This is a genomic window from Agrobacterium vitis (genome assembly GCF_014926405.1).
Classification (GTDB): domain Bacteria; phylum Pseudomonadota; class Alphaproteobacteria; order Rhizobiales; family Rhizobiaceae; genus Allorhizobium; species Allorhizobium vitis_H.
Map to the genome: position 1 here is coordinate 79,415 of NZ_JACXXJ020000001.1, position 21,592 is coordinate 101,006.

Genomic DNA, 21,592 nt, shown 5'->3' on the forward strand with positions numbered 1-21,592 from the left:
AGAGCTGACGCACTTGGGAAGAGCCCAAAGACCAGCGCACCATTTGGGAGGATGGAAATGCCACAGACACACACTGAGCTTGCCAGGCCATGGTCGGGCAGCCGGCGACGCGCGCCCCAAGGAGACAAGCTTTACGCCCAGGAGATATTCTTCCGTATCTCTCGCACCGCGCTCGCCGCCTGCCTCATTTCTGTTGCGTCCGGCTTTCCTACCCTCGCGCAAGACCGTCCGGATCTGTCCGTGGCAGTCGCAGCTCTGCCACCCACGCTTGAACCGGCCGACCAGCTAGGGAATGTGACCGTGCGGATCACCTACTCGATGTTCGATACACTGATCCGCCGCGACTTTCTGTCCTCACCGAACGGCGACGGAGCCAAACTGGTGCCGTCGCTGGCTCAAAGCTGGAGGCGGATCGACGACCGGACGCTGGAAATCACGTTGCGCCCCGAGGTCAAGTTCCACAACGGCGAGGTCATGACCGCTGACGACGTCGCCTTCACCTTCTCGCCCGAACGGCTAAGCGGGGCGAATGCCGTGATGAAGCAAGGTCCGGCCTACTTTGGCATTCTCGAAGAAGTTGAGGTGATCGATCCACTGACTGTACGCTTCACCACGAAAAACCCCGACCCAGTCCTGGAACAGCGGCTGGCCTCCTGGGCAGCCTGGATTGTCAACAAGAAGGATTGGTTGGAACATGCCAATGGCAAGTTCCCGAGATTTCCGGTCGGGACCGGTCCATTCAAACTTTCAGAATACAAGCAAGATCAGTCGGTCAAGCTCGTCGCCTTTGACGACTATTTCGGCGGCAGACCTACAGCCGCTTCGGTGACTTTCAGTAACGTGCCGGAGCAGGCCACACGTATCGCCGGCCTGGTCAGCGGCGAGTTCGATATAGCCACGAACATTGCACCGGATCAGATTGACCAGATCAACAGCTACCCTGATGTCGAAGCACGCAGCGTTGTCCTTGGTAACGTTCACACGCTCGTCTACAATACACAGAACCCGATCATCAAAGACAAGCGCGTTCGTCAGGCGATGAACCTTGCGATCGATCGGCAGCTTTTGGTGGAGGCTCTCTGGAACGGCAAAGCCGTCGTGCCGAAAAGCCATCAGTTTCCTGAATACGGAGCTTTGTACGACGAAAATCGCGCGGGTCTCGTCTATGACCCAGAAAAGGCAAAACGGCTGCTAAAGGAGGTGGGGTACAAGGGTGAAGTGATCCACTACGCGACACATGCCGCCTATTATCTGAATGCAGTACCGGCCGCACAGGCCATCATGGAAATGTGGAAGGCAGTTGGCATCAACGGCCAACTCAATATCGTTGAAAACGTTGACCAGGTCTCGGGTGACGCGCGCGGCGTCATCACGAACTCGAACACGATCCGTTATCCGGATCCCGCCGGCGGCCTCTGGAACCTTTGGGGTCCCTACAACAAAATCCAGATGACCAAAGACTGGCAGCCGACCGAATTTAATGAGCTCGGAGAAAAACTCGACCGGACGACGGATATCGCTCAACGCCGCGAAGTCTTCCAGAAGATGCTGGATGTATGGGAAGACGAAGCGCCTGGAACGATCCTGTATCAACCGCTCGAAACCTATGGCGTCAACAAGTCAGTCGAGTGGAAGCCCTATACGTCCTATTACATGGACCTTCGCCCTTATAATCTTTCGTTTGGGGCCAAGCGTTAATGACGGCCCTCCTCACCGACACCCACCCCGCGGTTTCTGATCGGAGGAGAAACGGTGCCATCCCCCAGGCCGAGGCCACACTTTCAGTGGAAGGCCTGACAGTCGGGATTAGCCACCTGGATCTCGTCATCGATGTTTCACTCGAGGTCCGGGCTGGCGAGACACTTTGCCTCGTTGGGGAAAGTGGCTGTGGCAAGAGCTTGACCTGTCTTGCGGCCATGGGGCTGACGTCCGAGCCGTTGGTAGTCAAAGGCGGCAGAATCTCTTTCCTCGGACAGGACCTCACAACACTCAGTGAGAACCGGCTTGCCGATATCCGCGGCCGCGATATGGCAATGATCTTTCAGGATGCAACGGCTGCCCTCAATCCGGTACGCCGCGTTGGCACGCAGATTGCCGAAGTGCTGGTCGTGCACCGCGACCTCAGTTGGAGAGAGGCAGAGCGGCGCGCGGTTGAACTCATTGCCTCAGTAGGCATCTCCGAACCGGACACGCGTGCGAAAGCCTTTCCGCACCAGCTTTCCGGTGGCATGTGTCAACGCATCATGATCGCCATGGCGCTCGCTTGTCGGCCGAAGCTATTGATCGCCGACGAAGCGACGACCGCCCTCGATGTTACGACGCAGGCACAGATCCTCCGGCTAATGCGAGAACTACAGGCCGAGACCGGCGCCGCAATGATTTTCGTCACCCACGATCTCGGTGTTGTCGCCGAAATCGCCGACCGGGTGGCGGTGATGTATTCAGGGCGAGTTGTCGAAACCGCAACAGTCAACGAACTGTTCGAAAACCCGTTGCATCCCTACACACGCGGCCTGATGGCATGCCGCCTGCACGCGGCAACACCGAGCCACGGCCGCATCGCCGCGATCGAGGGCACTGTTCCGAGTCCGGCAAGAAGGCCGCAGGGCTGCAGTTTCCAGCCGCGCTGTTCGTTCGCAAAGGACGTTTGCCGCTCATTGCCGGCGCTCTTGCCTGTTGTCGGCGATCACCGGGCAGCGTGTCATTTCGCAGGAGACTTTGCATGAGTGGCGAAGGCAGGCTCGTCCTGCAGGATATCGTCAAGTTCTATGGCTCCGGGGGCCATCTCTTCGGAGGCAAAGCAGTTGTGAGCGCAGTCGGCGGAGTCAGCATGACGCTAGAGCCCGGAGAGACGCTCGGCATCGTTGGAGAAAGCGGGAGCGGCAAGTCGACGCTCGGGCGCATCGCCGCCGGCATAGAAGCGCCCACCTCCGGCACAGTTACCCTGGAAGGGAAGTGCTATGCCCGGATCGGCTCTGCCGCCTGGCGGCGGGAACGATGCGGCGTGCAGATGGTGTTCCAGAACCCGTCCAAGGCGCTCGATCCGCGCATGACGATCGGTGCCCAGATCGACGAAGCCATGCAGGCGCATGGAATCACGAACGTGAACCGCATAGCGCGTCGCGAAGAGATGTTGTCACTGGTCGGCCTGCCCGGCATGGGTGACCGTTACTCTCACCAGCTTTCCGGCGGTCAGCAACAGCGCGCCGTCATTGCCCGTGCGCTCGTCCTCGATCCCAAGGTCGTCGTCTGCGACGAGGCGGTCAGCGCTCTCGATGTTTCCGTCCAGGCGCAGATCATCAATCTTCTGAACGACCTCAAGGCGAAGTTCGGGATGGGCTACCTGTTCATTTCCCACGACCTTGGCGTCGTTCGGCATATCAGCGATCGCATCGCGGTCATGCGGAGGGGCGTGGTCGTCGAGACCGGTCCGGCGGCCGAAATCTTCGCCAACCCGCAGCACGAATATACGCGCTCGCTGCTGGCGGCAGTTCCGGCGGCGATGCCCGGCGAACGCCGCCCTAGAGAACACACATCGAAAAAACAAAGGACGCTATCATGACAACGCCATCCATCATCGCCCACCGCGGATATTCGGCTCTCTACCGCGAAAACTCGCCTGCAGCCTGGGCCGGAGCTATCGAGGCAAACGCCGATCATATCGAGGTGGACGTCCGGATAACCAGGGACGGCCAGATCGTTTGCTCTCATGATAACGATCTGAATCGTCTGACTGGCCGTGGCGACACTGTTTCAGGCTCGACAGATCTGGAACTGGCGAAAATAGAGGTTGATGGGTCTCCAGCGGTACCATCGCTCCGGTTGCTGTTTCAGACCGTACCCAGGAATCAATCTATCCTGTTGGACGTCAAGGATGAACAACCCAGGTCGCTCGACATCCTGCTGACCGCGCTGGCGCAAGAGCCTGGCCGCGAACTTGTTCTTGCCTTGCACGATCCAGCCACCGTCCGATGTGCGCGCGACGCCGGTTGGTCCCGCAAAATCCTCGGATTGGTCACGAGCGCTGACGAGGAGGCGTTTTTCAACGCGGGCGGCGACATCGTTCGCATATGGGAATGGGATACGGCCGAAGGTCGCATTGCATCGCATGTCAGTCGCGGCCGCCCCGTGTGGATCTCCACGGGGGACGGCAGCACAGGCCGACGCACGGGAGAATACAATTCCGACGAGTTGCTGCGTATGTTCCGTGAAGGCGCTACCGGATTTTCGGTCAACGACCCGGTTTCGGCTAGACAAGTCTTTCGTGACGCCGCCGGGGAGTAGCAATGGCTCAATTTATCCTCATCAAGCTGTCACGGGCCTTCCTTACCCTGCTCCTCGCAGTTACCTTCGTGTTCGTCGTCCTGCGGATGTCGGGCGATCCGGTTTCGATGATGCTACCGGACGACACCCCGCCGGAGATCGTCGCAGAATATCGAGCAGCATGGGGTCTCGATAGATCACTGCCAGAGCAATATGTCCGGTTCATCTGGTCCGCCTTACATGGCGATCTCGGGTATTCTTTTCGCGACGATCGACCGGCTGTGACGGTTGTTGTCGAACGGGTACCGATGACGTTGCTGCTCGGTCTTTCCAGTTTCGCTATTACCGTTGTTGTCGGACTGCTCGCGGGTATTGCGGCGGCTTTGAAGCGCGGCACCAGCGTCGACCATGTCGTTATGGCCTTTTCGATCTTCGGGCACAGCATACCGAACTTCTTCCTCGCCATCCTGATGATCATGCTCTTTTCGATGTCGTGGCGCTTGCTGCCGAGTTCGGGCGGAACAACATGGTGGCATCTCGTCTTACCGGCGGTGACCCTCGGAATCATCAATGCCGGCACGGTAGCCCGTTTTACCCGTTCCTCGATGCTTGAGGTCTTGCATCAGCCCTATATGCGTACCGCCCGCGCCAAGGGGCTAAGATTGACCCGGCGAATAATGTCGCATGCGATCCCCAATGCTGCGATCCCGATCGTGACCGTTCTCGGCCTGCGTCTCGGCGGGTTGATCGCCGGTTCGGTCGTAATTGAAACTGTTTACGCGTGGCCGGGTATTGGGCTGATGCTCGTCAATGCGGTGAGCCAGCGCGACCTGCCGGTGGTCCAGACGATTGTATTGCTCGTGGCGTTCACAATGGTCGTCACCAACTTCATCGTCGACATCACGTATGGTTGGCTCGATCCCCGTATCGAGAATCGCAGAAGCAAGGAGGCATGATGAGCATCGAACAATCCGGCCCCGCTGCCCGCTCACGTTGGCTTAGCCTTGGAAGCATTCATCGCCTGCCTTTCCTGATCATGCTCTGCATCGCCTGGCTGATCCTCGTGCTGGTTGTCGCGCTCGGCGCTGATTATCTGGCACCCTTCGCCTATACTGAACAGAGTCTCCTCAACCGTCTGAAGCCGCCGGCATTCCTCGGCGGCGATCCAAAGTATCTGCTTGGTACGGACGGCCTCGGTCGTGACGTTTTAAGCCGATTGATTTACGCAATGCGGATGAGCGTGCTGATTGCCATCGTCGGTTCGATGATCGGCGCGACCGTCGGCACTCTACTCGGTTTTCTGGCGGCACATTTTCGCGGATTGATTGAAGACATCATCATGGTCTTCGTTGATTTCCAGGCGAGCATGCCGTTCTTCATCATCGCACTCGCGGTGCTCGCGTTCTTCGGCAACAATTTCGAGCTTTTCCTTGTCGTTGTCGGTCTCTACGGTTGGGAAGTATACGCTCGTCTGACGCGCAGCCTCGTGCTGCAGGCAAAGGGCCAGGGCTATGCCTTTGCGATCGGCACGCTAGGTGTTCACCCGTTCTGCATCTACGCCCGGCACATCCTGCCCAATATTCTTCCCGTTTTGATCGTGCAGGTGACGTTAAATTTTCCTGAACTGATCCTTGTGGAAACGGCACTCTCCTTTCTCGGCCTTGGCATTCAGCCACCCCAAACGAGCCTTGGCCTGATGCTCGGTGAGGGGCGAAATTATCTCGCGACGGCATGGTGGACCGGCATTCCAGCTGGCATCGTCATCTTCCTGACGACGCTATCGATCAGCCTGGTGGGAGACTGGTTGCGCGACAAACTGGATCCAACGCTTCAATTGTCGGGTTCATAGCTCTCAGCACACCACGTTGCCCAAGATGACTGGGCATCCGAAAATCAACTGTGGGCTGGTCGAATGACTTCAAGCGGCGCTATCAGACTTAGAACGATCGGCTGTTGGTGCCTGTGTCCTGACGTGATCTTTTATCGGCAGCTAATTCAATCGCAGCAACAAACGACGATAGGCGGGACGGCGACGAGAAGCGGAAAACACGGCCAGGAAAGCCTGCCATTCGCGCCAAGTCCCTCTCCCTTTGGTCGTTCCGGTAATTAATGACGAAGCGTAGGAATGACCAATCGAAGCGTTCGGGGCATCCCGGCGCAAGTTCATCATCCCGATTGCGGCCCAAGCCGCCTATGGTTCTGCGGATCACCCTGCACAGACACAGCCAGGTTGGATAATCCAGATGGATCAGCGTATCTGCCGATGCTAGCCGTTGCTCAAGTGTACCGCTATAGTTGCCATCCATGATCCACGCGCGCCGCGAGACCAAGCCCTCGATTGTCTTTTGCCACGTCGCGCTGTCCGGCCGTTGCCAACCCGGTAGCCAATAGAGCTTATCAAGGTGTACGAGAGGAAGGCCCGTGACCTTGGCCAGTTGCTTCGCGAGCGTGGACTTTCCGGCACCGGGGCAGCCAACAATCAGAACGCGTTTCATTTTCTGCCTTTCATTAATGACCGAGACAGCTTGACAGTAACAGCCCCTCAAATCTCTCCATTGAGATAACCGTAATTGGACTGGGGTGTTGCACGGGAATAGTCGGCGGTGGCAATTATGAATCATATCACGCTCCCGTCCGGCTGTCGGTTTGGAAGCGATGGTGACATGAAATGATACCGCTGGATAAACGAGGCGCTGAAAACCTGGGTGACGTTACTGGATTGGCAGAGATCAAAGGCCACGGCAATGCCAAATTGATCGATCTCGCTCATTTTGCATTCCGCTCGCGTCACAATGGATGTCGATCCGATGAAACCTTACCAATCCGTGGTACACGGCTTCAGCTTTATCGTCATACGACTGTCATTTGGCGAAGATAGATATCGCTCGTAAATGCTCGATGAACATCATTAGAAGGATAGGAAGCGCCCTTGCTGACACAGGCCGAAGACCGCCAGGCGAAGATCATGGACATGGTACGAGCGCAAAATTTCGTCGCCATTCGCACGCTGATGGACCGCTTCGATATCTCCGTCGCAACCGTTCGTCGCGACTTGGGAGAACTCGAAGGAGCTGGACTTTTGCGCAGGACGCATGGTGGCGCGGTCAGTATCAACCAGGTCGCGCTGGATGCGGGGAACGCGGCCCGGCTCGTGTGGAAGCACGCAGAGAAGGTCACAATCGCTGCTGCCGTGGCTGGAATGGTTGTCGACGGCGACACAGTGCTCCTCGATTCCGGCACGACGGCGCTGGAAGTGGCGCGTGCGCTGGTCGGACGCAACAGCCTCACGTTCATCTCAAACGGCCTCGACATCGTGGCGGAACTGACCCGTGTCGAGGGGCAGAACTTATATTCTGTCGGTGGGGAATACTTTGAGGCGAACCGCTCGTTTGGTGGCCCGTTAGCCGAGCAGTTCATTCGCCAGTTCAACGTCGACAAGCTCATCCTCAATGCCGCGTCCATCGATGTGGATCGCGGACTTGTCTGCACCTCGACGCCGGTCAACGCGAGTATCGCGCGTGCCATGATCGAAGTTTCTCGCCGGGTGATCGTCGTGGCGGACCACTCCAAGTTTACAAAGTCTAGCATGTCGGTCACCGCAAAGATCGAGGACATCGGCGTCATCGTGACCGACGCCGGTGCTCAGTCCATCATCGAAGCGGCTCCGGAAAAACTGCGGAAGAAGTTCGTCATCGCGAGCTGACGTCCCGCACCAGGACGACACACAGAAATACCCAGCTGAAACGGCTCGGAGCAATCCGGGCACGGTTCTGCTCGCTCAAATCTCCCCGTCGCAGATCTGTGCATGAGGGAAGACACCGCCGTACCGGCGGTTGTGGTTGGTGAAACAAGATCATTCGCGGGTACGGCAAGACCAGCCCGCTTTCTCAAGGAGTGGCTTCAATGAAGAGAAGAACCTTTATCGGTACGGCTGCTGCGATTGCCGTATCGCTTTCCAGTGGAATCGCTTTCGCTCAGACGCGTCCGGACCTGCGCATTGCAGTTCAAAAGAACCCCGAAACGCAAGAACCGGTGGATACCGCATCGAACGTTGCTTTCCGCAACAATCCCTCGATCCACGAGACCCTGTTGAAACTCGACCTCAACGGTGACTACACGGTACAACCGAACCTCGCAATCTCTAGGAAATGGGTCGATGACAAGACCCTTGAACTGAAGCTCCGCAAGGACGTCATTTTCCACGATGGCCGCGAAATGACCGCTGACGACGTCGCCTTCTCCTTCGGCCCGGAACGTTTGACCGACACGAAGGCCCCCGGTTATCCATCGTATCTCACGAATTTTAGCAGCCTCGATCATGTCGAGGTTGTCGATCCGGAAACCGTGCGCTTCGTGACAAAGTTCAAGGATCCTATTCTGTTGCAGCGCCTCGCCGCCTATCCGGCGGTTGTCATCAGCAAGGACGCCTGGGTGAAGATGGGCGGCGACTGGGTCAAGTGGAAGCAGAAGCCCGTCGGCGCCGGGCCGTACAAGGTGGTCGAATCTGTCGCGAACGACCATGTCACACTGGCTGCCAACGACCGGTATTTTGGTGGAAAGCCGAACGCAAAGACCGTCACGTTCAAGGTCGTGCCTGAAGTTTCGTCCCGTATCGCCGGCCTTCTCGCGGGCGACTACGACATCGTTACCGATCTCCCCCGGATCAGCTCGACGTCGTCAACAAATCGGACAACGCCAAGATTGTCGGCGGCCCGGTTCCAAACAACCGTATCCTGTTCTACGACAAGAACAACCCGGCGCTGAAAGATCCGCGGGTCCGTCAGGCGCTCAGCCTCGCCATTGATCGACAGGCGATTGTCGACTCCATCTGGGATGGAAAGACCGTCGTCCCGAATGGCGCGCAATTCAAGGCATTCGGACCGGTCTACCTGAAGGATCGCCCAAAACCCGAGTACAATCCGGAAAAGGCACTGCAGCTCCTGAAGGACGCTGGCTACAAGGGCGAGCAGATCACGATCCGCTCGCAGAACAACTATTACACGGCAGAAAACCCGGTCAGCGAGGCGATAGTCGCCATGTGGCAGGCCGTCGGCATCAATGCCAAGCTGGAATTTGTCGAAGCCGGCAAGCTGTTCGACAATGCCAATGGCCGTGCAGCCGGTAATTGGTCGAGCACCGCAGTCATTTCGGACCCGTATGTTTCAATCTATGCGCTCTCGTTCGCAAAGACCGCGACGATGGGCACGCAGAAGATCTGGATCAACGACGATTTCGACGCCCTCGGTGCGAAGCTCGAACAGGCCGTCGCTCCAGCCGATCGCGCCAAGACCTTCTCCGACATGCTTGATATCATCGAGTTGAAGGATCCCGGCATCACCGTCCTGCACCAGAACGCCGTCTTCTACGGGATTTCCAACAAGGTGAAGTGGGAACCGAAGCAGAGTTTCGCCATGGACCTTGGCCCCCTGAGCCTCTCCTTCGGAAACACCCGGTAAAGTCTGCGAGCGGACGCTTTTCTCGGCGGCCGCTTTCATGCCTTGCCGTGGCCGGTATTGTGCCGGCCATGGCCACTGCTTTTCAAGGCGAATGGGGAGACCACGCCCAACGGTCAAGCCAGGATCATGCGGGGGCTCAAGAGCAAAATCAGCTCTGTCGACAATGCGAGCCTCCTATCCGCGGTTTCGGGCCCTGTTTCACCTGATTGGCTGACGCGTCGGCGTCAATCCCGGGGTGCTGCCCCGAAGCTTTGGATCTCGGGCAACCTGACGACACAACCACCATCAGCCTGATTTGCCTTTTCCTATGATCGATTTCGCTCAACATACAGCAGGATTTGTGCGATGCAGCACACAATTAATTCAGTTCGTCAGCAGATTTACTATGCAAAAGCCAAGAAAGCTGTCATATAGCTGTCATCTACGGGAGGTAGATATCGCTCACGATTGATCGATAAGCATCACATACGGACGAGGAGGAAACGCGTGTTGACCCAAGCGGAAGATCGCCAAGCGAAAATTGTCGACCTGCTGCGGACGCGTAATTTCGTGGATATTCGTACACTGACGGAGCACCTCGACATCTCGGTCGCGACTGTCCGCCGTGACCTTGGCGAGATGGAAGCGGCCGGATTGGTGCGCCGGACGCACGGCGGCGCCGTCAATATCAACCAGGTCGCGATGGACGCATCCAACGCGGCCCGTGCCGTCTCAAACCAGACCGAGAAAGCGGCCATTGCCGCTGCCGTGGCTGAGATGGTTGTCGATGGCGACACTGTTCTTCTTGATGCAGGCACGACAGCATTGGAAGTCGCCAAGCACCTCGCTGGACGCAACACCCTCACATTTATTTCCAACGGCCTCGACATTGTTGCCGAACTGACGCGTGCCGAAAGGCAGAGCATTTACTCGGTAGGAGGCGAATATTCCGAAGCGAACCGCTCTTTCCGGGGGCCGCTGGCGGAGCAGTTCATTCGCCAGTTCAATGTCGACAAGCTTATCCTTAACGCGGCGTCGATCGACATAGATCGTGGTTTGATCTGCACCTCAACGCCCGTGAACGCGAGTATCGCTCGCGCCATGATCGAGGTTTCCCGGCGTGTCATCGTCGTGGCGGATTATTCGAAGTTCACAAAGTCCAGTCTGTCGGTGGCAGCAAAGATCGAAGACATCGGCGTCATCGTCACCGATGCGGGCGCCAAGTCGATGATCGACACCGCTCCAGAGAAGCTGCGCAAGAAGTTCGTGATTGCAACGTGAGGGTCCACGCTCGGTGTGCGTCCATCCTCGAACAGAGTTCGATGGGCATTGATTGCCCGTCTCAGGTCTCTTCTCGCCGGATCAAAGCGTGGGGGAAGTCGCCAACATAGCGTCGGCGACAGGGAGTGAAAGCAAGAAGCACCGGCTCGGTACAGCCCAGCTGACCGGCCTCGTCAGGGAGTGGAGAATATGAAGAGAAGAACATTCATTGCGTCGACGGCACTCGTCATTGCCTCGCTGGCGGCCGGGGCAGCCGTCGCTCAGGAGGACAATCGTCGCGACTTGAGAATAGCAGTTCAGAAAAACCCCGAGACCCAGGAGCCGGTCGACCAGGCATCCAACGCCGCGTTCCGCAATAACCCATCGATCCACGAAACTTTGCTAAAGCTCGACCTGAACGATTACACGGTTCGGCCGAACCTTGCGATCTCGTGGAAATGGATCGACGACACGACCCTGGAAATAAAGCTTCGCAAGGGCGTCATCTTCCACGACAGCCGTGAAATGACCGCAGACGACGTGGCATTTTCGTTTGGCCCGGAACGCTTGACTGATCCAAAGGCGCCTGGATATCCAACCTACCTGACAAGCTTTAGCAGCCTTGATCATGTCGACGTTGTCGATCCGGAAACAGTGCGCTTCGTCACGAAGTTCAAGGATCCCGTCTTGTTGCAGCGTCTGGCGAACTATTCCGCCGTTGTCATCAGCAAGGACGCCTGGGTGAAGATGGGCGGCGACTGGGTCAAGTGGAAGCAGAAGCCAATCGGCGCGGGCCCGTACAAGGTCGTTGAGTCTATCGCGAACGATCATGTCACGCTGGCTGCTCACGATCTATATTTCGGCGGTAAGCCCAATGCTAAAACCGTTACTTTCAAAGTGGTGCCGGAGGTCTCGTCGCGCATCGCCGGTCTTCTCGCGGGCGACTATGACATCGTCACCGATCTTCCGCCGGACCAGCTCGACGTTGTAAACAAATCAACTGAGGCGAAGATCGTCGGCGGTCCGGTTCCGAATAATCGGATCCTGTTCTACGACAAGAACAATCCTGTGCTCAAGGATCCGCGCGTTCGCCAGGCGCTAAGCCTGGCCATTGATCGACAGGCAATCGTCGACTCCATCTGGGATGGAAAAACCGTCGTCCCGAATGGCGCGCAGTTCAAGGAATTCGGACCGATCTACCTGAAGGATCGTCCAAAGCCCGAGTACAATCCAGAAAAGGCGCAGCAGCTCCTGAAGGACGCCGGCTATAACGGCGAGCAGATCACGATCCGGTCGCAGAACAACTATTACACGGCAGAAAACCCGGTCAGCGAGGCCATTGTCGCTATGTGGCAGGCCGTGGGTATCAATGCCAAGCTGGAATTTGTCGAAGCCGGCAAATTATTCGAAAACACAAATGCTCGCGCGACGGGCAATTGGTCCAGCACTGCCATCGTTTCGGATCCTTATGTATCCGTGTACGCGCTTTCGTTCGCAAAGACCGCAACGATGGGTACACAAAAGATCTGGGAGAACCCGGAATTCGACGCCCTCGGTGCGAAGCTCGAACAGGCCATCGATCCAGCCGATCGCGCCAAGATCTTTTCCGACATGCTGGACATCATCGAGTTAAAGGATCCGGGCATCACCGTCCTGCACCAGAACGCCGTCTTCTACGGGATTTCCAACAAGGTGAAGTGGGAGCCTAAGCAGACTTTCGCCATGGACCTCGGCGCCCAAAGCCTGTCCTTCGCAAACACCACCAAATGAGGTTGCGCCAATGAGTGAACCCGTTCTCTCCATTCGAGACTTGAGCATTTCCTTTTTGAAACTGACTCCAGTCAAGTCCGTCTCTTTCGATGTCAAGGAAGGCGAAATTCTTGGGATCGTGGGAGAGAGCGGTTCGGGAAAATCGCTCTCCTGCCTCGCCATAGCCGGCCTCCTGCCGGCTATGGCTCATGCTTCCGGTACTTTGACGATCGGCGGCCACGCATTTGAAGCCTCCGATCTGCCAGGGGCACTTGCGTCGAAAATGCTTCCACCGATCGGTATGATTTTCCAGGAGCCGGTCTCCTGTCTTAATCCGGTGCGAACTGTTGGCGAACAAATCGCCGAGGCCGCGAGAAGTGCCGGACACTCTGCGGAAGAAGCTCGCAAGATAGCACTGCAGCTCCTGAAGGACGTCGCGATCGACGAGCCTGAAAAGCGTTATCACTACTACCCCTCGCAATTTTCCGGAGGCATGTGCCAGCGCGTCATGATCGCAACGGCCCTTGCTCTTGAACCGCACCTGGTCATTGCAGATGAGCCGACGACGGCCCTGGACGTTACTGTTCAGGCCCAGGTCGTTTCGCTTCTCGTTTCGTTGGTCCGTAAACGCGGCATCGCCATGATCTTTATCAGCCATGATCTCGATCTAATCGCCGAGGTCTGTGATCGCATCGTCGTCATGTACGGCGGCGAAATCATGGAAATCGATACGACTGAGAATATCTACGAGCGGCCGAGCCATCCCTACACACGCCTCCTGCTGGACGCGATGCCAGGACACGGCGAACCGCTGACCAGGTTGGTGGAAATGCCTCAGAACTGGCGGCTCGAAGCCGTAGCATCAACAAACGAAACGGAGCTCTCGCCATGAGTCTGGAAACATTGGGCAGGACGACCGTTCTCGAAGCCCGCGATCTCGATTTCACTTACAAATCCGGCTTTTCACTTTTGCCGAATAGCCGCAAGGGTCACCATGCCGTCCGCGGCGTCTCCCTCACCCTCGGCCAGGGCGAAACGCTCGGTCTGGTCGGTGAGTCTGGATGCGGTAAATCGACCCTTTCCGCACTTCTTTGCGGTGACCGCAATCCCGATAGCGGATCGCTGGAGCTGTTCGGCGAGCCATTCAAAACGTATCTCCGGCCGAACCGTCGGCGCCTGGCACGTGTCCTTCAAGTCGTCGCCCAGGATACGCTTGGCGCTTTCGACCCGCGCCATACGATCGGTCACCAGATCGAGGAAGTGCTCGCCATTCATTCGATCGGACGCAAGACAGATCGGCGTGATATGGCCAGGGATGCGCTCGATGCAGTCGCACTTCCAAGCGCGATGCTGGACCGCTATCCCCATCAGATGTCGGGCGGCCAGCGGCAACGCGCCGCCATCGCCAGGGCGCTCGTTGCCGAACCGAAGATCCTGCTCTGCGACGAACCTGTCTCGGCGCTGGACGTGTCGGTCCAGGCACAGGTTCTCAATCTCCTGCTCGATCTTCAGGAGAAGCGCGGTCTCTCCATCCTGTTCATCAGCCATGATGTGCGCGTGGTGCGGCATGTGTCGCATCGCGTCGTCGTGATGCAGGCCGGTCGCGTGGTGGAGACAGGACCGACCGCAAAAGTCTTTGCCGGGCCCTCCGATCCCTACACGGTGAAACTGCTCGCGGCCGTCCCGAAAGGCAGGCGCCGGGCAAATTCGGCGGATTTCGCATCCAACCGCCAGATACCTACGGAGGCTGCATCATGCTGAACACAATGACCAGCGCAGTCCTGCGCGCAATCTTAACGGTCTGGCTCGTCATCACCTTCACCTTCGTCATGCTTCGCATCAGCGGCGATCCGATGACTTCGCTTCTTGGTGTCGAAACCCCACCCCAGGTCATCGAGATGCTGCGCCAGCAATGGGGCCTGGATCGTCCTGTCACCGAACAGTATTTCGCTTATATCGGGCGCATGCTGACCGGGGATTTCGGAGTGTCGCTACGTAGCGGCCAAGACGCGCTCGGTACAGTCCTCGGAAAGCTTCCGGCCACTTTGCAGCTCATGGCGGCAGCACTTGTACTTGCTCTCGTCGTCGGTGTTCCACTCGGCATCGTGGCCGCACGTTACCGTGGCGGTATCGTCGACCGGACCGTGATTGGCCTTGCTGTGCTGACCCATTCCGTCCCGACTTTTCTGACCGGAATTCTCCTCATCCAGCTCTTCGCCGTGAAATTGCGGATCCTGCCGTCCGGCGGAGGATCGACGCTCGCTCACCTGGTGATGCCCACATTGGTAATCGGTCTTTACAACGCGGGAGTCATCGCGAGGTTCGTTCGCTCCAGCGCCCTCGAGGTCATGGGCCAACGCTATATCCTCGCGGCGCGCGCGCGTCGTGTCTCGGAGTGGGGACTTATCGGCAGGCATGTGATGCCGAACGCGGCCCTCCCACTTCTGACACTGCTCGGATTTCTGCTTGGTGGAATGATTGGTGGATCGGCGGTCGTTGAAGCCGTCTACGCATGGCCCGGCGTCGGCCTCCTCCTCATCAGTTCCGTGGCATCCCGCGATGTCGCGGTCGTGCAGGCTATCGTCATTCTCATCACGATCGCCATGGTCAGTGCAAATCTGCTCGTCGATTTCCTCCAGACGCTGGCTGACCCGCGCCTGCGCTACTCGAACCGGTCTTGAAGGAGGCATCCATGACAGATCTTACGCCCGCTACACCGAAGAGCTCCGACCTCGTCTCGAAGCTGCCGCGCATCAACCCTCTGCTGGCCATGTGCCTTTTCGTGATGGTTGCAGCTATTTGCCTGGCCGTCTTCGCCGACAAACTGGCACCATACGGATTTGCTCAGATTGACCTGAAGGCGCGTAAGATGCCGCCGCTTCACGTCGGGACCGGCGCCGTGCACTGGTTCGGCACGGATGAGATGGGGCGCGATATCCTCAGCCGCATCTTCTATGCACTGCGCATGAGCATCATGATATCGCTCGGTGCGGCGATCATCAGCATGACTATCGGCACCACGCTGGGCCTTATTGCCGCCTTCCGCCGTGGTCTCGCCGATGCCATTATCCGGGTAGCTGTCGATTTCCAGGCATCCATGCCGTTTATCATCATCGCACTAACGGTATTGGCCTTCCTCGGAAACAGCCTGACGCTCTTCATCTGCCTGCTTGGTTTGTTCGGCTGGGAGCGTTTCGCGCGACTGACGCGGACCATGGCCGGTCTTGAACTGGAAAAACCGTATATCGCTGCTTTGCATCGCAATGGCGCCGGCAGCTTCCGTATCGCGGTGAAGCACGTTCTTCCCAACATTCTTGCCATCGTGCTCGTCACGTTCACGGTCGTGATGCCCGAGGTTCTGATTCTGGAATCTTCATTGAGCTTCCTTGGGCTCGGTGTGCAGCCACCGATGGTCAGCCTTGGATCGCTGGTTGGTGCGGGCCGCGACTACATCATGACGGAATGGTGGATTTCGATCGTTCCCGGAGTCGTCATTTTCGTACTTGGACTGACCATCAGCCTTATCGGCGATCAGTTGCGCGACATCTTCGATCCCACGCTGAAATGACCGGAACGGTTTAATTTCGTCTGACTCCCCGCTCCGGCCAGATAGTCCACAACCGGCGTCCGGACGGCGTACTTAGCCAGTGACAGGATTTATACTATGTCGATTTTACGATCAGAGACCGGGACAGTTCATATCTGCGGACACCGCGGTCACCTTGTCGCTTCGCCTGAAAACACGTTTGCGTCCTTCCGCATGGCAAAGAAGCTCGGTGCAACCATCTGCGAGACTGATCTGGTCCTGTCGGCCGACGGTGAGTTGATCCTTTTCCATGATGCCACGGTCGACCGCACATCGAACGGCAAAGGCCTCGTATCGAAGATGACGCTGGCTGAACTCAAGGCGCTCGATGTCGGCAGCTGGTTTTCTCCGGAGTTTGAAGGCGTGCGCGTACCGACATTGCGCGAGGCCATCGTGTTTGCCCGGGAGAACGGGATGCTGCTGCAACTTGAGCTGAAGGTTCAGGGACTGGACGACCTGCTCTTTCCGAAGACGGCTGCGTTGCTCGATGAGCTGGATGCCCACGATGTCGTGTGGTTTTCGTCGCTCGACTTCAGGCAACTTCGGGACATAAAGAGACAGATCCCGAAGGTCCCGACCGTCGGTCTCAGCCACACCAGCTTCATCGATCCGGTCGCGCTTGCGAAAGAGGCGCATCTCGATGCGCTTCAGTTCGATTGGCACAGGTTCTCGCCAGAGGAGGCAATCCAGCTCCACAGGAATGGCATCGCAGCCACTGTCGTCGTCATCGCAACCCAAAAGGAGATCGAGCGTCGAGCCTCCTATGGCGACGATATCGAACGCCGTGTGGCCGAATGGATATCAGATGGACATATCGACCAATTGCTGGGCGACGACGTCGCCTGGGTCGAACGCGTCGTGCGCAGCGCAAGCTGACATCCGCCCGGAGATGGGCAGTTTTTGTATGCCGACAGAAATTACCTGCGTGATCTCCCAACGCGCAGTTCGGTTGAACGAAAGGAAAGAAAATGAATCCGCTTAGAATGACGCCACAGACTCTGCGTCTTGGTGGTCACCGCGGCCACAGCGCCGGCGCTCCGGAGAATACGCTCACAGCCTTTAGAAAGGCATCCGAATTCGGAGGCCCCAAGGTCACCTGCGAGACCGACCTCTCGATCACGCGCGATGGCGAACTGGTCCTCATTCACGACAAGACGGTAGACCGGACCACCAACGGTCGCGGTCTCGTCCAGAACATGACCTATTCGGAGATTTCCAGGCTCGACGCCGGAAGCTGGTTCGGCGAACAATTCGCCGGCGAACGGATCCCGCTGCTGAAAGATGCCCTTCATCTCGCCCGTGAACTCGACATGATCTACCAGCTCGAGCTCAAGATCTACGACCAGAATGACATCTTCTTCCCGAAGCTGAGAGCGCTCATCGACGAACTGGGTTGTGCCGACCTTCTCCAGTTCTCCTCGTTCGATTATGTCCAGCTGAAGGCCGTGAAAGCAGCGATACCGGAAGTGCCGACCGTTGGTCTCATGCACTCCCGCCTGATCGACCCTGCCGCTATTGCCCGCCAGGCCAATCTCGATGCGATGAACATCGAGATCTACCACTTCGCCAGCGGCGAGGCGCGCCAGCTTCGGGACGAGGGCTTCGCGGCATTCTGCTATTTGCCAGCCGGACATCACGAAAAGCTGATGCAGTACGGCGTCAATGTCGAAGCTCAGGTCGTTCAGGGGATTCGCGATGGTCAGCTCGACCAGCTACTCGGAGACGACGTCGCACAGGTTGCAAGGCTGAAAGAAGAAGCAAATGGCTGATCAGAATAATCCGAAGTCTGCGGGTCAAGATACCGCGGCCATTGTCGAGAAGATCGCGCGCAAAGCCGGCGAGCGCGCCCTTGCTCACTTTCGTTCCCTGTCGAGCCTTCCGGTAGAGACAAAGGGACACCTCGATCTCGTTACCGAGGCTGACAAGGACGTTGAGGAATTTTTGATTGCCAGCTTGCGAAAGGCATTCCCGGATGACGGCATCATGGGTGAGGAGAGTGGCGAGATCGCTGGTACCTCCGGTCGCGTCTGGGTCATCGATCCGATCGACGGAACATTCAACTTCGTCCGCGGCGGCCAGAACTGGGCAATCTCGGTCGGCCTTTACGAGAACCGTCGTCCATCATTTGGGGTGATTTATGCGCCTGTTCGAGATCTGACTCTGGTCGGCGGGAAGACTGTTCCGACTCAACTCAACGGTCAACCGATCAAGCCGCTGCCTGCGCTTGATATGTCGCGCGCCTCGACCGGTTTTAGCTATCACCCCTCGGCATCGACGGCTGACCGGCTGGAGGTCATTCGCTTTATTTCGGATGACCTGAATATCAGCTTCCGGTTCTGCGGGGCGGCGACGCTGTCGATGATCGAAGTGGCGATGGGCGAGACCGACGGCTACGTGTCGCTCGGGGATTCGACCTGGGATGTGATGGCAGCACTGCCGATACTCAGCAATCTGGGTATCTCCAATACGATCGACTGGGACAACATCGATCTCTCTTCGAAGCTCCGCTTTGCGTGTGGAAGCGAGGAATTCCTCAGCAAGGTGCGCCCGCTGATCGAAAAGGTCTCTGCGGCTGCATAGTCGCGGCCTTGGCGGTTTGATTGGACACCTCTTCGCAATCCGGGCGCCGCGTCATTGCTGGTCGCGGCGCCCCTCAAAAGCCGGGCGCGGTCCCTTGTTTCAGGGCGATGCTGCTTCGGAAAGGAACATTCAGTTCGTTGAGCGTGCCCCTCACCGAGGATGGCCGCCATCGCTTTCTCAATTTGAGGGTGGATCACGCCATGCCCGGTGAACCTGCAGGACAAACAGCTTTAACGCGGTTGACCCTGGTAGCAGACAAGCTCTGGAACAGAGAGAGCAGGCCCCAGTACGCGGCGATCTGCTACCGGCGAACCGGCGAAAGTTCATGCCCAATTGAGATTCTTCTCATCACCAGCCGCGGGACCGGTCGATGGGTCATACCCAAAGGTTGGCCAATGGGGAAAAAGAAGCCGCACGAGGTCGCAAGCCAGGAGGCCTGGGAAGAGGCAGGTGTCCGGGGGCGCGTCCGAAAAAAGGCTTGGGGCCACTTCACCTATGTCAAGAGGCTCGATGACGGTGACCTCATCCCGGCAATGGTGCAGGTTCATCTTCTCGATGTCCAGACAATGGAAGACGACTTTCCGGAGCGCCATCAGCGCGATCTTCAATGGTTCAGCCCGAGCATGGCGGCATCTGCGGTCGGAGAGCCGGAACTGCGCGGCCTCTTCGCGAGGCTGGAACAACGAGAAAAGCAACGGACCGCAGGCGGCGCCTCCAAGGCGGGCTGAAACTTGAGGAGCGGAAATCACTATGAGCAATATCATTGCAACCGGCTTCAATACGGCATCGACAGACGGCGAGCTTGGCAGCCTCGAGAGAGATCTGCGCCGGCTTCAGTCAATCGGCGTCGACACGGTCGAACTGGCCCTTTCCAGCCTCGATCTGATCGCGGGCGGCCGTATCATCAAAGAGCGCGCCAATCGGCTCAGGACCCTGCTTCAGACATTCTCCTTTCGCTATACCGTCCACGGCCTAGTGTCCTCGAACTTCATGGACCCCGCCACGCACCGGTATCAGGTCGATGCTGCAAAGGCATTGGTCGAGATATGCGACAGCATTAACGCGCGCGTCCTCGTCCAGCACGCGGGGTTTCTTCGCGCCGACCAGGTTGCTGAACGCGCCAGCGCTGACGAGCGCCAACGCGAAGCCCTGTCCGAATTGGGCGAGCATGCCAAAGGATACGGTGTTCGCATCGCTTTCGAGAATATTTTTACCACAGAGCCAGGCCAGTATCGTCAAACTCCGGCCGAGGTTGCGGCGACGGTAAAGGCCGTCAACCACCCGAATGTCGTAGCCCTGATCGACTTCAGCCACGCCTATCTCGAATCAACCTATCGGGGCCTTGATTTTCGCGATCAGCTCCGCGCCATGGCCCCGGTCGCTGGTCATCTGCATGTCCACGATTCCTTTGGCCGACCGTTTGAATTCTACAAGGGACATTTCCCTCAGGAATACACGGCACTGGGTATCGGCGACTTACACATGCCTCTCGAGTGGGGCGATATCCCTTTCGACGAAATCTTTGCCGAACTCGACTTCCTTCCGGAAACCATCCTGATGATGGAGATCAACTCTCGCTATCGCAGCGAACAACCGGACTGCCTTCAGCGCGCCCATGAGCTGATCGACTTAAATCGAGGTCGATGAAGATGGCCGAGGGCTTCGACATGGATACTGATCTCCTAAGACGAACAGCAGATCTGCGTGCTCTGGCAGATATTCGGCTTGTGACGCTGGACGATGGACCAGGGCGCGGCCAGCGACTTTTGATCGGCCGAAATGCAAAAGGCGTCGCATTCGAAATCGCGGTCGATCGAGGCTTCGATGTTTCGGGCCTGTCGTTCAGAGGCACCAATGTCGGATGGCATTCTCCGACTCAAATGGTGTTTCCGACCCACGATCCCGACTCCGAGGAAGGATTGGGCTTTTTTCGCAATTTCGACGGCTTCATGATCACATGCGGCCTGGATCAATACAGCAGGCCTTATGACGCCGATGTCGGCCACTACAACTATCCCAATCTGACAACCCGGAGGATGCCGCAACATGGCAGGATCTCGACTGAGAAAGCGCGTCTGCATCGATATGGCGTGGAACCGGAAAACTTCAATATCGTGTGCGAGGGGACCGTGCGCCAGGCAAGCGTCTTTGGCGAGGTTCTGGAGCTGTATCGCAAGATCACCGTCCCCATTTTCGAAACCACGCTGATCATTGATGACACGATTGCAAACCGTAGTTTCCGGCCTTCGGACCATGCGATCCTCTATCACCTGAACTTCGGCTACCCGTTCCTTGACGAGTCCCTGAAGATCGCCGGACTTCCGGAGCAGATCCTCGCTGAGATAAATTCCGGGCCCCCCGTTGCTCAGGACGACTTCGGCGAGAAAGTCGACCATGTCGATTTCCGTATAACTCCACACGAGACGCCAATCAGACTTCATAACCCGACGTGTGGATTTGCTGTTTCTTTGAAGTATGACCGGAGCGCCCTTCCGAAGTTCGCGGCATGGCGGGCATATCAGTCAGGAGTCTTTGCGCTTGGCATCGAGCCGCGCTCGGATCTTCGGCCGGCTGAAGGGGGAAAACTCCGCCCGGGTGAGAGCCGCAGCTATTCTCTGCAACTGAGCTTTGCGCCCGAATGACGGCGGGAACGAAACACATAGCCTCGCGCGAGGAGGCTTGCAGGACGGCCGGCGCTCCTCGGCGACCAGTGTCTGCA

At 57.7% G+C, this 21,592-nt stretch carries 21 protein-coding genes and 1 pseudogene; 20 read left to right on the forward strand and 2 right to left on the reverse strand.

Going from position 1 to position 21,592, the window contains the following annotated elements; genetic code table 11:
- Window positions 1–57: 57 nt before the first annotated feature.
- The 6 genes from IEI95_RS00370 to IEI95_RS00395 are packed head-to-tail and all read left to right on the forward strand — an operon-like array spanning window position 58 to window position 6,112.
- Window positions 58–1,698 carry an ABC transporter substrate-binding protein gene (locus tag IEI95_RS00370; RefSeq protein ID WP_234934143.1) on the forward strand — a complete coding sequence of 547 codons (1,641 nt, stop codon included), beginning with the start codon at window positions 58–60 and terminating at the stop codon, window positions 1,696–1,698.
- Window positions 1,698–2,726: an ABC transporter ATP-binding protein gene (locus IEI95_RS00375; protein ID WP_071208349.1), complete on the forward strand. Its 1,029-nt coding sequence runs from the start codon at window positions 1,698–1,700 to the stop codon at window positions 2,724–2,726. Before IEI95_RS00370 ends, IEI95_RS00375 begins: the two co-directional genes overlap by 1 nt.
- The gene (locus tag IEI95_RS00380) at window positions 2,723–3,562 is read left to right on the forward strand and encodes an ATP-binding cassette domain-containing protein (protein ID WP_153517145.1); all 840 of its coding nucleotides are present in this window, start codon (window positions 2,723–2,725) and stop codon (window positions 3,560–3,562) included. The genes IEI95_RS00375 and IEI95_RS00380 overlap by 4 nt, the downstream gene beginning before the upstream one ends.
- Window positions 3,559–4,284: a glycerophosphodiester phosphodiesterase gene (locus tag IEI95_RS00385; protein ID WP_153517144.1), complete on the forward strand. Its 726-nt coding sequence runs from the start codon at window positions 3,559–3,561 to the stop codon at window positions 4,282–4,284. The genes IEI95_RS00380 and IEI95_RS00385 overlap by 4 nt, the downstream gene beginning before the upstream one ends.
- A 2-nt stretch (window positions 4,285–4,286) precedes the next feature.
- Complete coding sequence (locus IEI95_RS00390) at window positions 4,287–5,219, forward strand: ABC transporter permease (RefSeq protein WP_153517143.1); 933 nt, start codon at window positions 4,287–4,289, stop codon at window positions 5,217–5,219.
- Window positions 5,216–6,112, forward strand: a complete 897-nt coding sequence (locus tag IEI95_RS00395) for an ABC transporter permease (RefSeq protein ID WP_194415639.1) — start codon at window positions 5,216–5,218, stop codon at window positions 6,110–6,112. The genes IEI95_RS00390 and IEI95_RS00395 overlap by 4 nt, the downstream gene beginning before the upstream one ends.
- 88 nt (window positions 6,113–6,200) lie before the next feature.
- Here the strand turns inward: IEI95_RS00395 and IEI95_RS00400 are convergent, their stop codons facing one another.
- Entirely contained in the window at window positions 6,201–6,758 is a 558-nt protein-coding gene (locus tag IEI95_RS00400) for a P-loop NTPase family protein (protein ID WP_071208345.1), read from the reverse strand.
- Between the two features lie 122 nt (window positions 6,759–6,880).
- Window positions 6,881–7,033, reverse strand: a complete 153-nt coding sequence (locus IEI95_RS00405) for a hypothetical protein (RefSeq protein WP_153517141.1) — start codon at window positions 7,031–7,033, stop codon at window positions 6,881–6,883.
- Between the two features lie 159 nt (window positions 7,034–7,192).
- Between IEI95_RS00405 and IEI95_RS00410 the strand changes: the two genes are divergently transcribed.
- The 14 genes and pseudogenes from IEI95_RS00410 to IEI95_RS00475 all read left to right on the forward strand — a co-directional run bounded on the left by IEI95_RS00410 (window position 7,193) and on the right by IEI95_RS00475 (window position 21,515).
- The gene (locus IEI95_RS00410; RefSeq protein ID WP_071208344.1) at window positions 7,193–7,966 is read left to right on the forward strand and encodes a DeoR/GlpR family DNA-binding transcription regulator; all 774 of its coding nucleotides are present in this window, start codon (window positions 7,193–7,195) and stop codon (window positions 7,964–7,966) included.
- A 200-nt stretch (window positions 7,967–8,166) separates the two neighbouring features.
- Window positions 8,167–9,719: pseudogene (locus IEI95_RS00415) on the forward strand (ABC transporter substrate-binding protein).
- Between the two features lie 486 nt (window positions 9,720–10,205).
- A complete protein-coding gene (locus tag IEI95_RS00420; protein WP_012654935.1) occupies window positions 10,206–10,979 on the forward strand; it encodes a DeoR/GlpR family DNA-binding transcription regulator in 774 nt (257 codons plus the stop codon).
- Window positions 10,980–11,168: 189 nt separating this feature from the next.
- Window positions 11,169–12,728: an ABC transporter substrate-binding protein gene (locus IEI95_RS00425; protein ID WP_194415649.1), complete on the forward strand. Its 1,560-nt coding sequence runs from the start codon at window positions 11,169–11,171 to the stop codon at window positions 12,726–12,728.
- Between the two features lie 10 nt (window positions 12,729–12,738).
- Window positions 12,739–13,599 (forward strand): ABC transporter ATP-binding protein, encoded by an 861-nt coding sequence (locus tag IEI95_RS00430; RefSeq protein WP_194415641.1) that lies wholly within the window; start codon window positions 12,739–12,741, stop codon window positions 13,597–13,599.
- Window positions 13,596–14,468 carry an ABC transporter ATP-binding protein gene (locus tag IEI95_RS00435; RefSeq protein WP_012654932.1) on the forward strand — a complete coding sequence of 291 codons (873 nt, stop codon included), beginning with the start codon at window positions 13,596–13,598 and terminating at the stop codon, window positions 14,466–14,468. The genes IEI95_RS00430 and IEI95_RS00435 overlap by 4 nt, the downstream gene beginning before the upstream one ends.
- Complete coding sequence (locus IEI95_RS00440; protein ID WP_194415492.1) at window positions 14,462–15,388, forward strand: ABC transporter permease; 927 nt, start codon at window positions 14,462–14,464, stop codon at window positions 15,386–15,388. Before IEI95_RS00435 ends, IEI95_RS00440 begins: the two co-directional genes overlap by 7 nt.
- 11 nt (window positions 15,389–15,399) lie before the next feature.
- Window positions 15,400–16,275, forward strand: a complete 876-nt coding sequence (locus IEI95_RS00445) for an ABC transporter permease (protein ID WP_041723951.1) — start codon at window positions 15,400–15,402, stop codon at window positions 16,273–16,275.
- 192 nt (window positions 16,276–16,467) lie between these two features.
- On the forward strand, window positions 16,468–17,169 hold the full coding sequence (locus IEI95_RS00450) for a glycerophosphodiester phosphodiesterase (RefSeq protein ID WP_234934136.1): 702 nt from the start codon (window positions 16,468–16,470) through the stop codon (window positions 17,167–17,169).
- Window positions 17,170–17,261: 92 nt separating this feature from the next.
- Window positions 17,262–18,062, forward strand: coding sequence for a glycerophosphodiester phosphodiesterase family protein (locus IEI95_RS00455; protein ID WP_194415494.1), 801 nt, complete (start codon window positions 17,262–17,264; stop codon window positions 18,060–18,062).
- Complete coding sequence (locus IEI95_RS00460) at window positions 18,055–18,873, forward strand: inositol monophosphatase family protein (protein ID WP_153517137.1); 819 nt, start codon at window positions 18,055–18,057, stop codon at window positions 18,871–18,873. The genes IEI95_RS00455 and IEI95_RS00460 overlap by 8 nt, the downstream gene beginning before the upstream one ends.
- Window positions 18,874–19,016: 143 nt before the next feature.
- Window positions 19,017–19,601 carry an NUDIX hydrolase gene (locus tag IEI95_RS00465; protein WP_371419014.1) on the forward strand — a complete coding sequence of 195 codons (585 nt, stop codon included), beginning with the start codon at window positions 19,017–19,019 and terminating at the stop codon, window positions 19,599–19,601.
- Window positions 19,602–19,623: 22 nt separating this feature from the next.
- Complete coding sequence (locus IEI95_RS00470; RefSeq protein ID WP_194415495.1) at window positions 19,624–20,520, forward strand: TIM barrel protein; 897 nt, start codon at window positions 19,624–19,626, stop codon at window positions 20,518–20,520.
- A 20-nt stretch (window positions 20,521–20,540) separates the two neighbouring features.
- On the forward strand, window positions 20,541–21,515 hold the full coding sequence (locus tag IEI95_RS00475; RefSeq protein ID WP_234934137.1) for a DUF4432 family protein: 975 nt from the start codon (window positions 20,541–20,543) through the stop codon (window positions 21,513–21,515).
- Window positions 21,516–21,592: the final 77 nt, after the last annotated feature.

Bases quoted from the DNA above. Each gene is read 5' to 3' on its own strand.
- IEI95_RS00460 (WP_153517137.1), top strand. From the start codon at position 18,055: ATGGCTGATCAGAATAATCCGAAGTCTGCGGGTCAAGATACCGCGGCC.
- IEI95_RS00385 (WP_153517144.1), top strand. From the start codon at position 3,559: ATGACAACGCCATCCATCATCGCCCACCGCGGATATTCGGCTCTCTAC.
- IEI95_RS00475 (WP_234934137.1), top strand. From the start codon at position 20,541: ATGGATACTGATCTCCTAAGACGAACAGCAGATCTGCGTGCTCTGGCA.
- IEI95_RS00425 (WP_194415649.1), top strand. From the start codon at position 11,169: ATGAAGAGAAGAACATTCATTGCGTCGACGGCACTCGTCATTGCCTCG.
- IEI95_RS00370 (WP_234934143.1), top strand. From the start codon at position 58: ATGCCACAGACACACACTGAGCTTGCCAGGCCATGGTCGGGCAGCCGG.
- IEI95_RS00375 (WP_071208349.1), top strand. From the start codon at position 1,698: ATGACGGCCCTCCTCACCGACACCCACCCCGCGGTTTCTGATCGGAGG.
- IEI95_RS00430 (WP_194415641.1), top strand. From the start codon at position 12,739: ATGAGTGAACCCGTTCTCTCCATTCGAGACTTGAGCATTTCCTTTTTG.
- IEI95_RS00440 (WP_194415492.1), top strand. From the start codon at position 14,462: ATGCTGAACACAATGACCAGCGCAGTCCTGCGCGCAATCTTAACGGTC.
- IEI95_RS00390 (WP_153517143.1), top strand. From the start codon at position 4,287: ATGGCTCAATTTATCCTCATCAAGCTGTCACGGGCCTTCCTTACCCTG.
- IEI95_RS00450 (WP_234934136.1), top strand. From the start codon at position 16,468: ATGGCAAAGAAGCTCGGTGCAACCATCTGCGAGACTGATCTGGTCCTG.
- IEI95_RS00380 (WP_153517145.1), top strand. From the start codon at position 2,723: ATGAGTGGCGAAGGCAGGCTCGTCCTGCAGGATATCGTCAAGTTCTAT.
- IEI95_RS00395 (WP_194415639.1), top strand. From the start codon at position 5,216: ATGATGAGCATCGAACAATCCGGCCCCGCTGCCCGCTCACGTTGGCTT.
- IEI95_RS00400 (WP_071208345.1), bottom strand. From the start codon at position 6,758: ATGAAACGCGTTCTGATTGTTGGCTGCCCCGGTGCCGGAAAGTCCACG.
- IEI95_RS00470 (WP_194415495.1), top strand. From the start codon at position 19,624: ATGAGCAATATCATTGCAACCGGCTTCAATACGGCATCGACAGACGGC.
- IEI95_RS00435 (WP_012654932.1), top strand. From the start codon at position 13,596: ATGAGTCTGGAAACATTGGGCAGGACGACCGTTCTCGAAGCCCGCGAT.
- IEI95_RS00405 (WP_153517141.1), bottom strand. From the start codon at position 7,033: ATGAGCGAGATCGATCAATTTGGCATTGCCGTGGCCTTTGATCTCTGC.
- IEI95_RS00455 (WP_194415494.1), top strand. From the start codon at position 17,262: ATGAATCCGCTTAGAATGACGCCACAGACTCTGCGTCTTGGTGGTCAC.
- IEI95_RS00445 (WP_041723951.1), top strand. From the start codon at position 15,400: ATGACAGATCTTACGCCCGCTACACCGAAGAGCTCCGACCTCGTCTCG.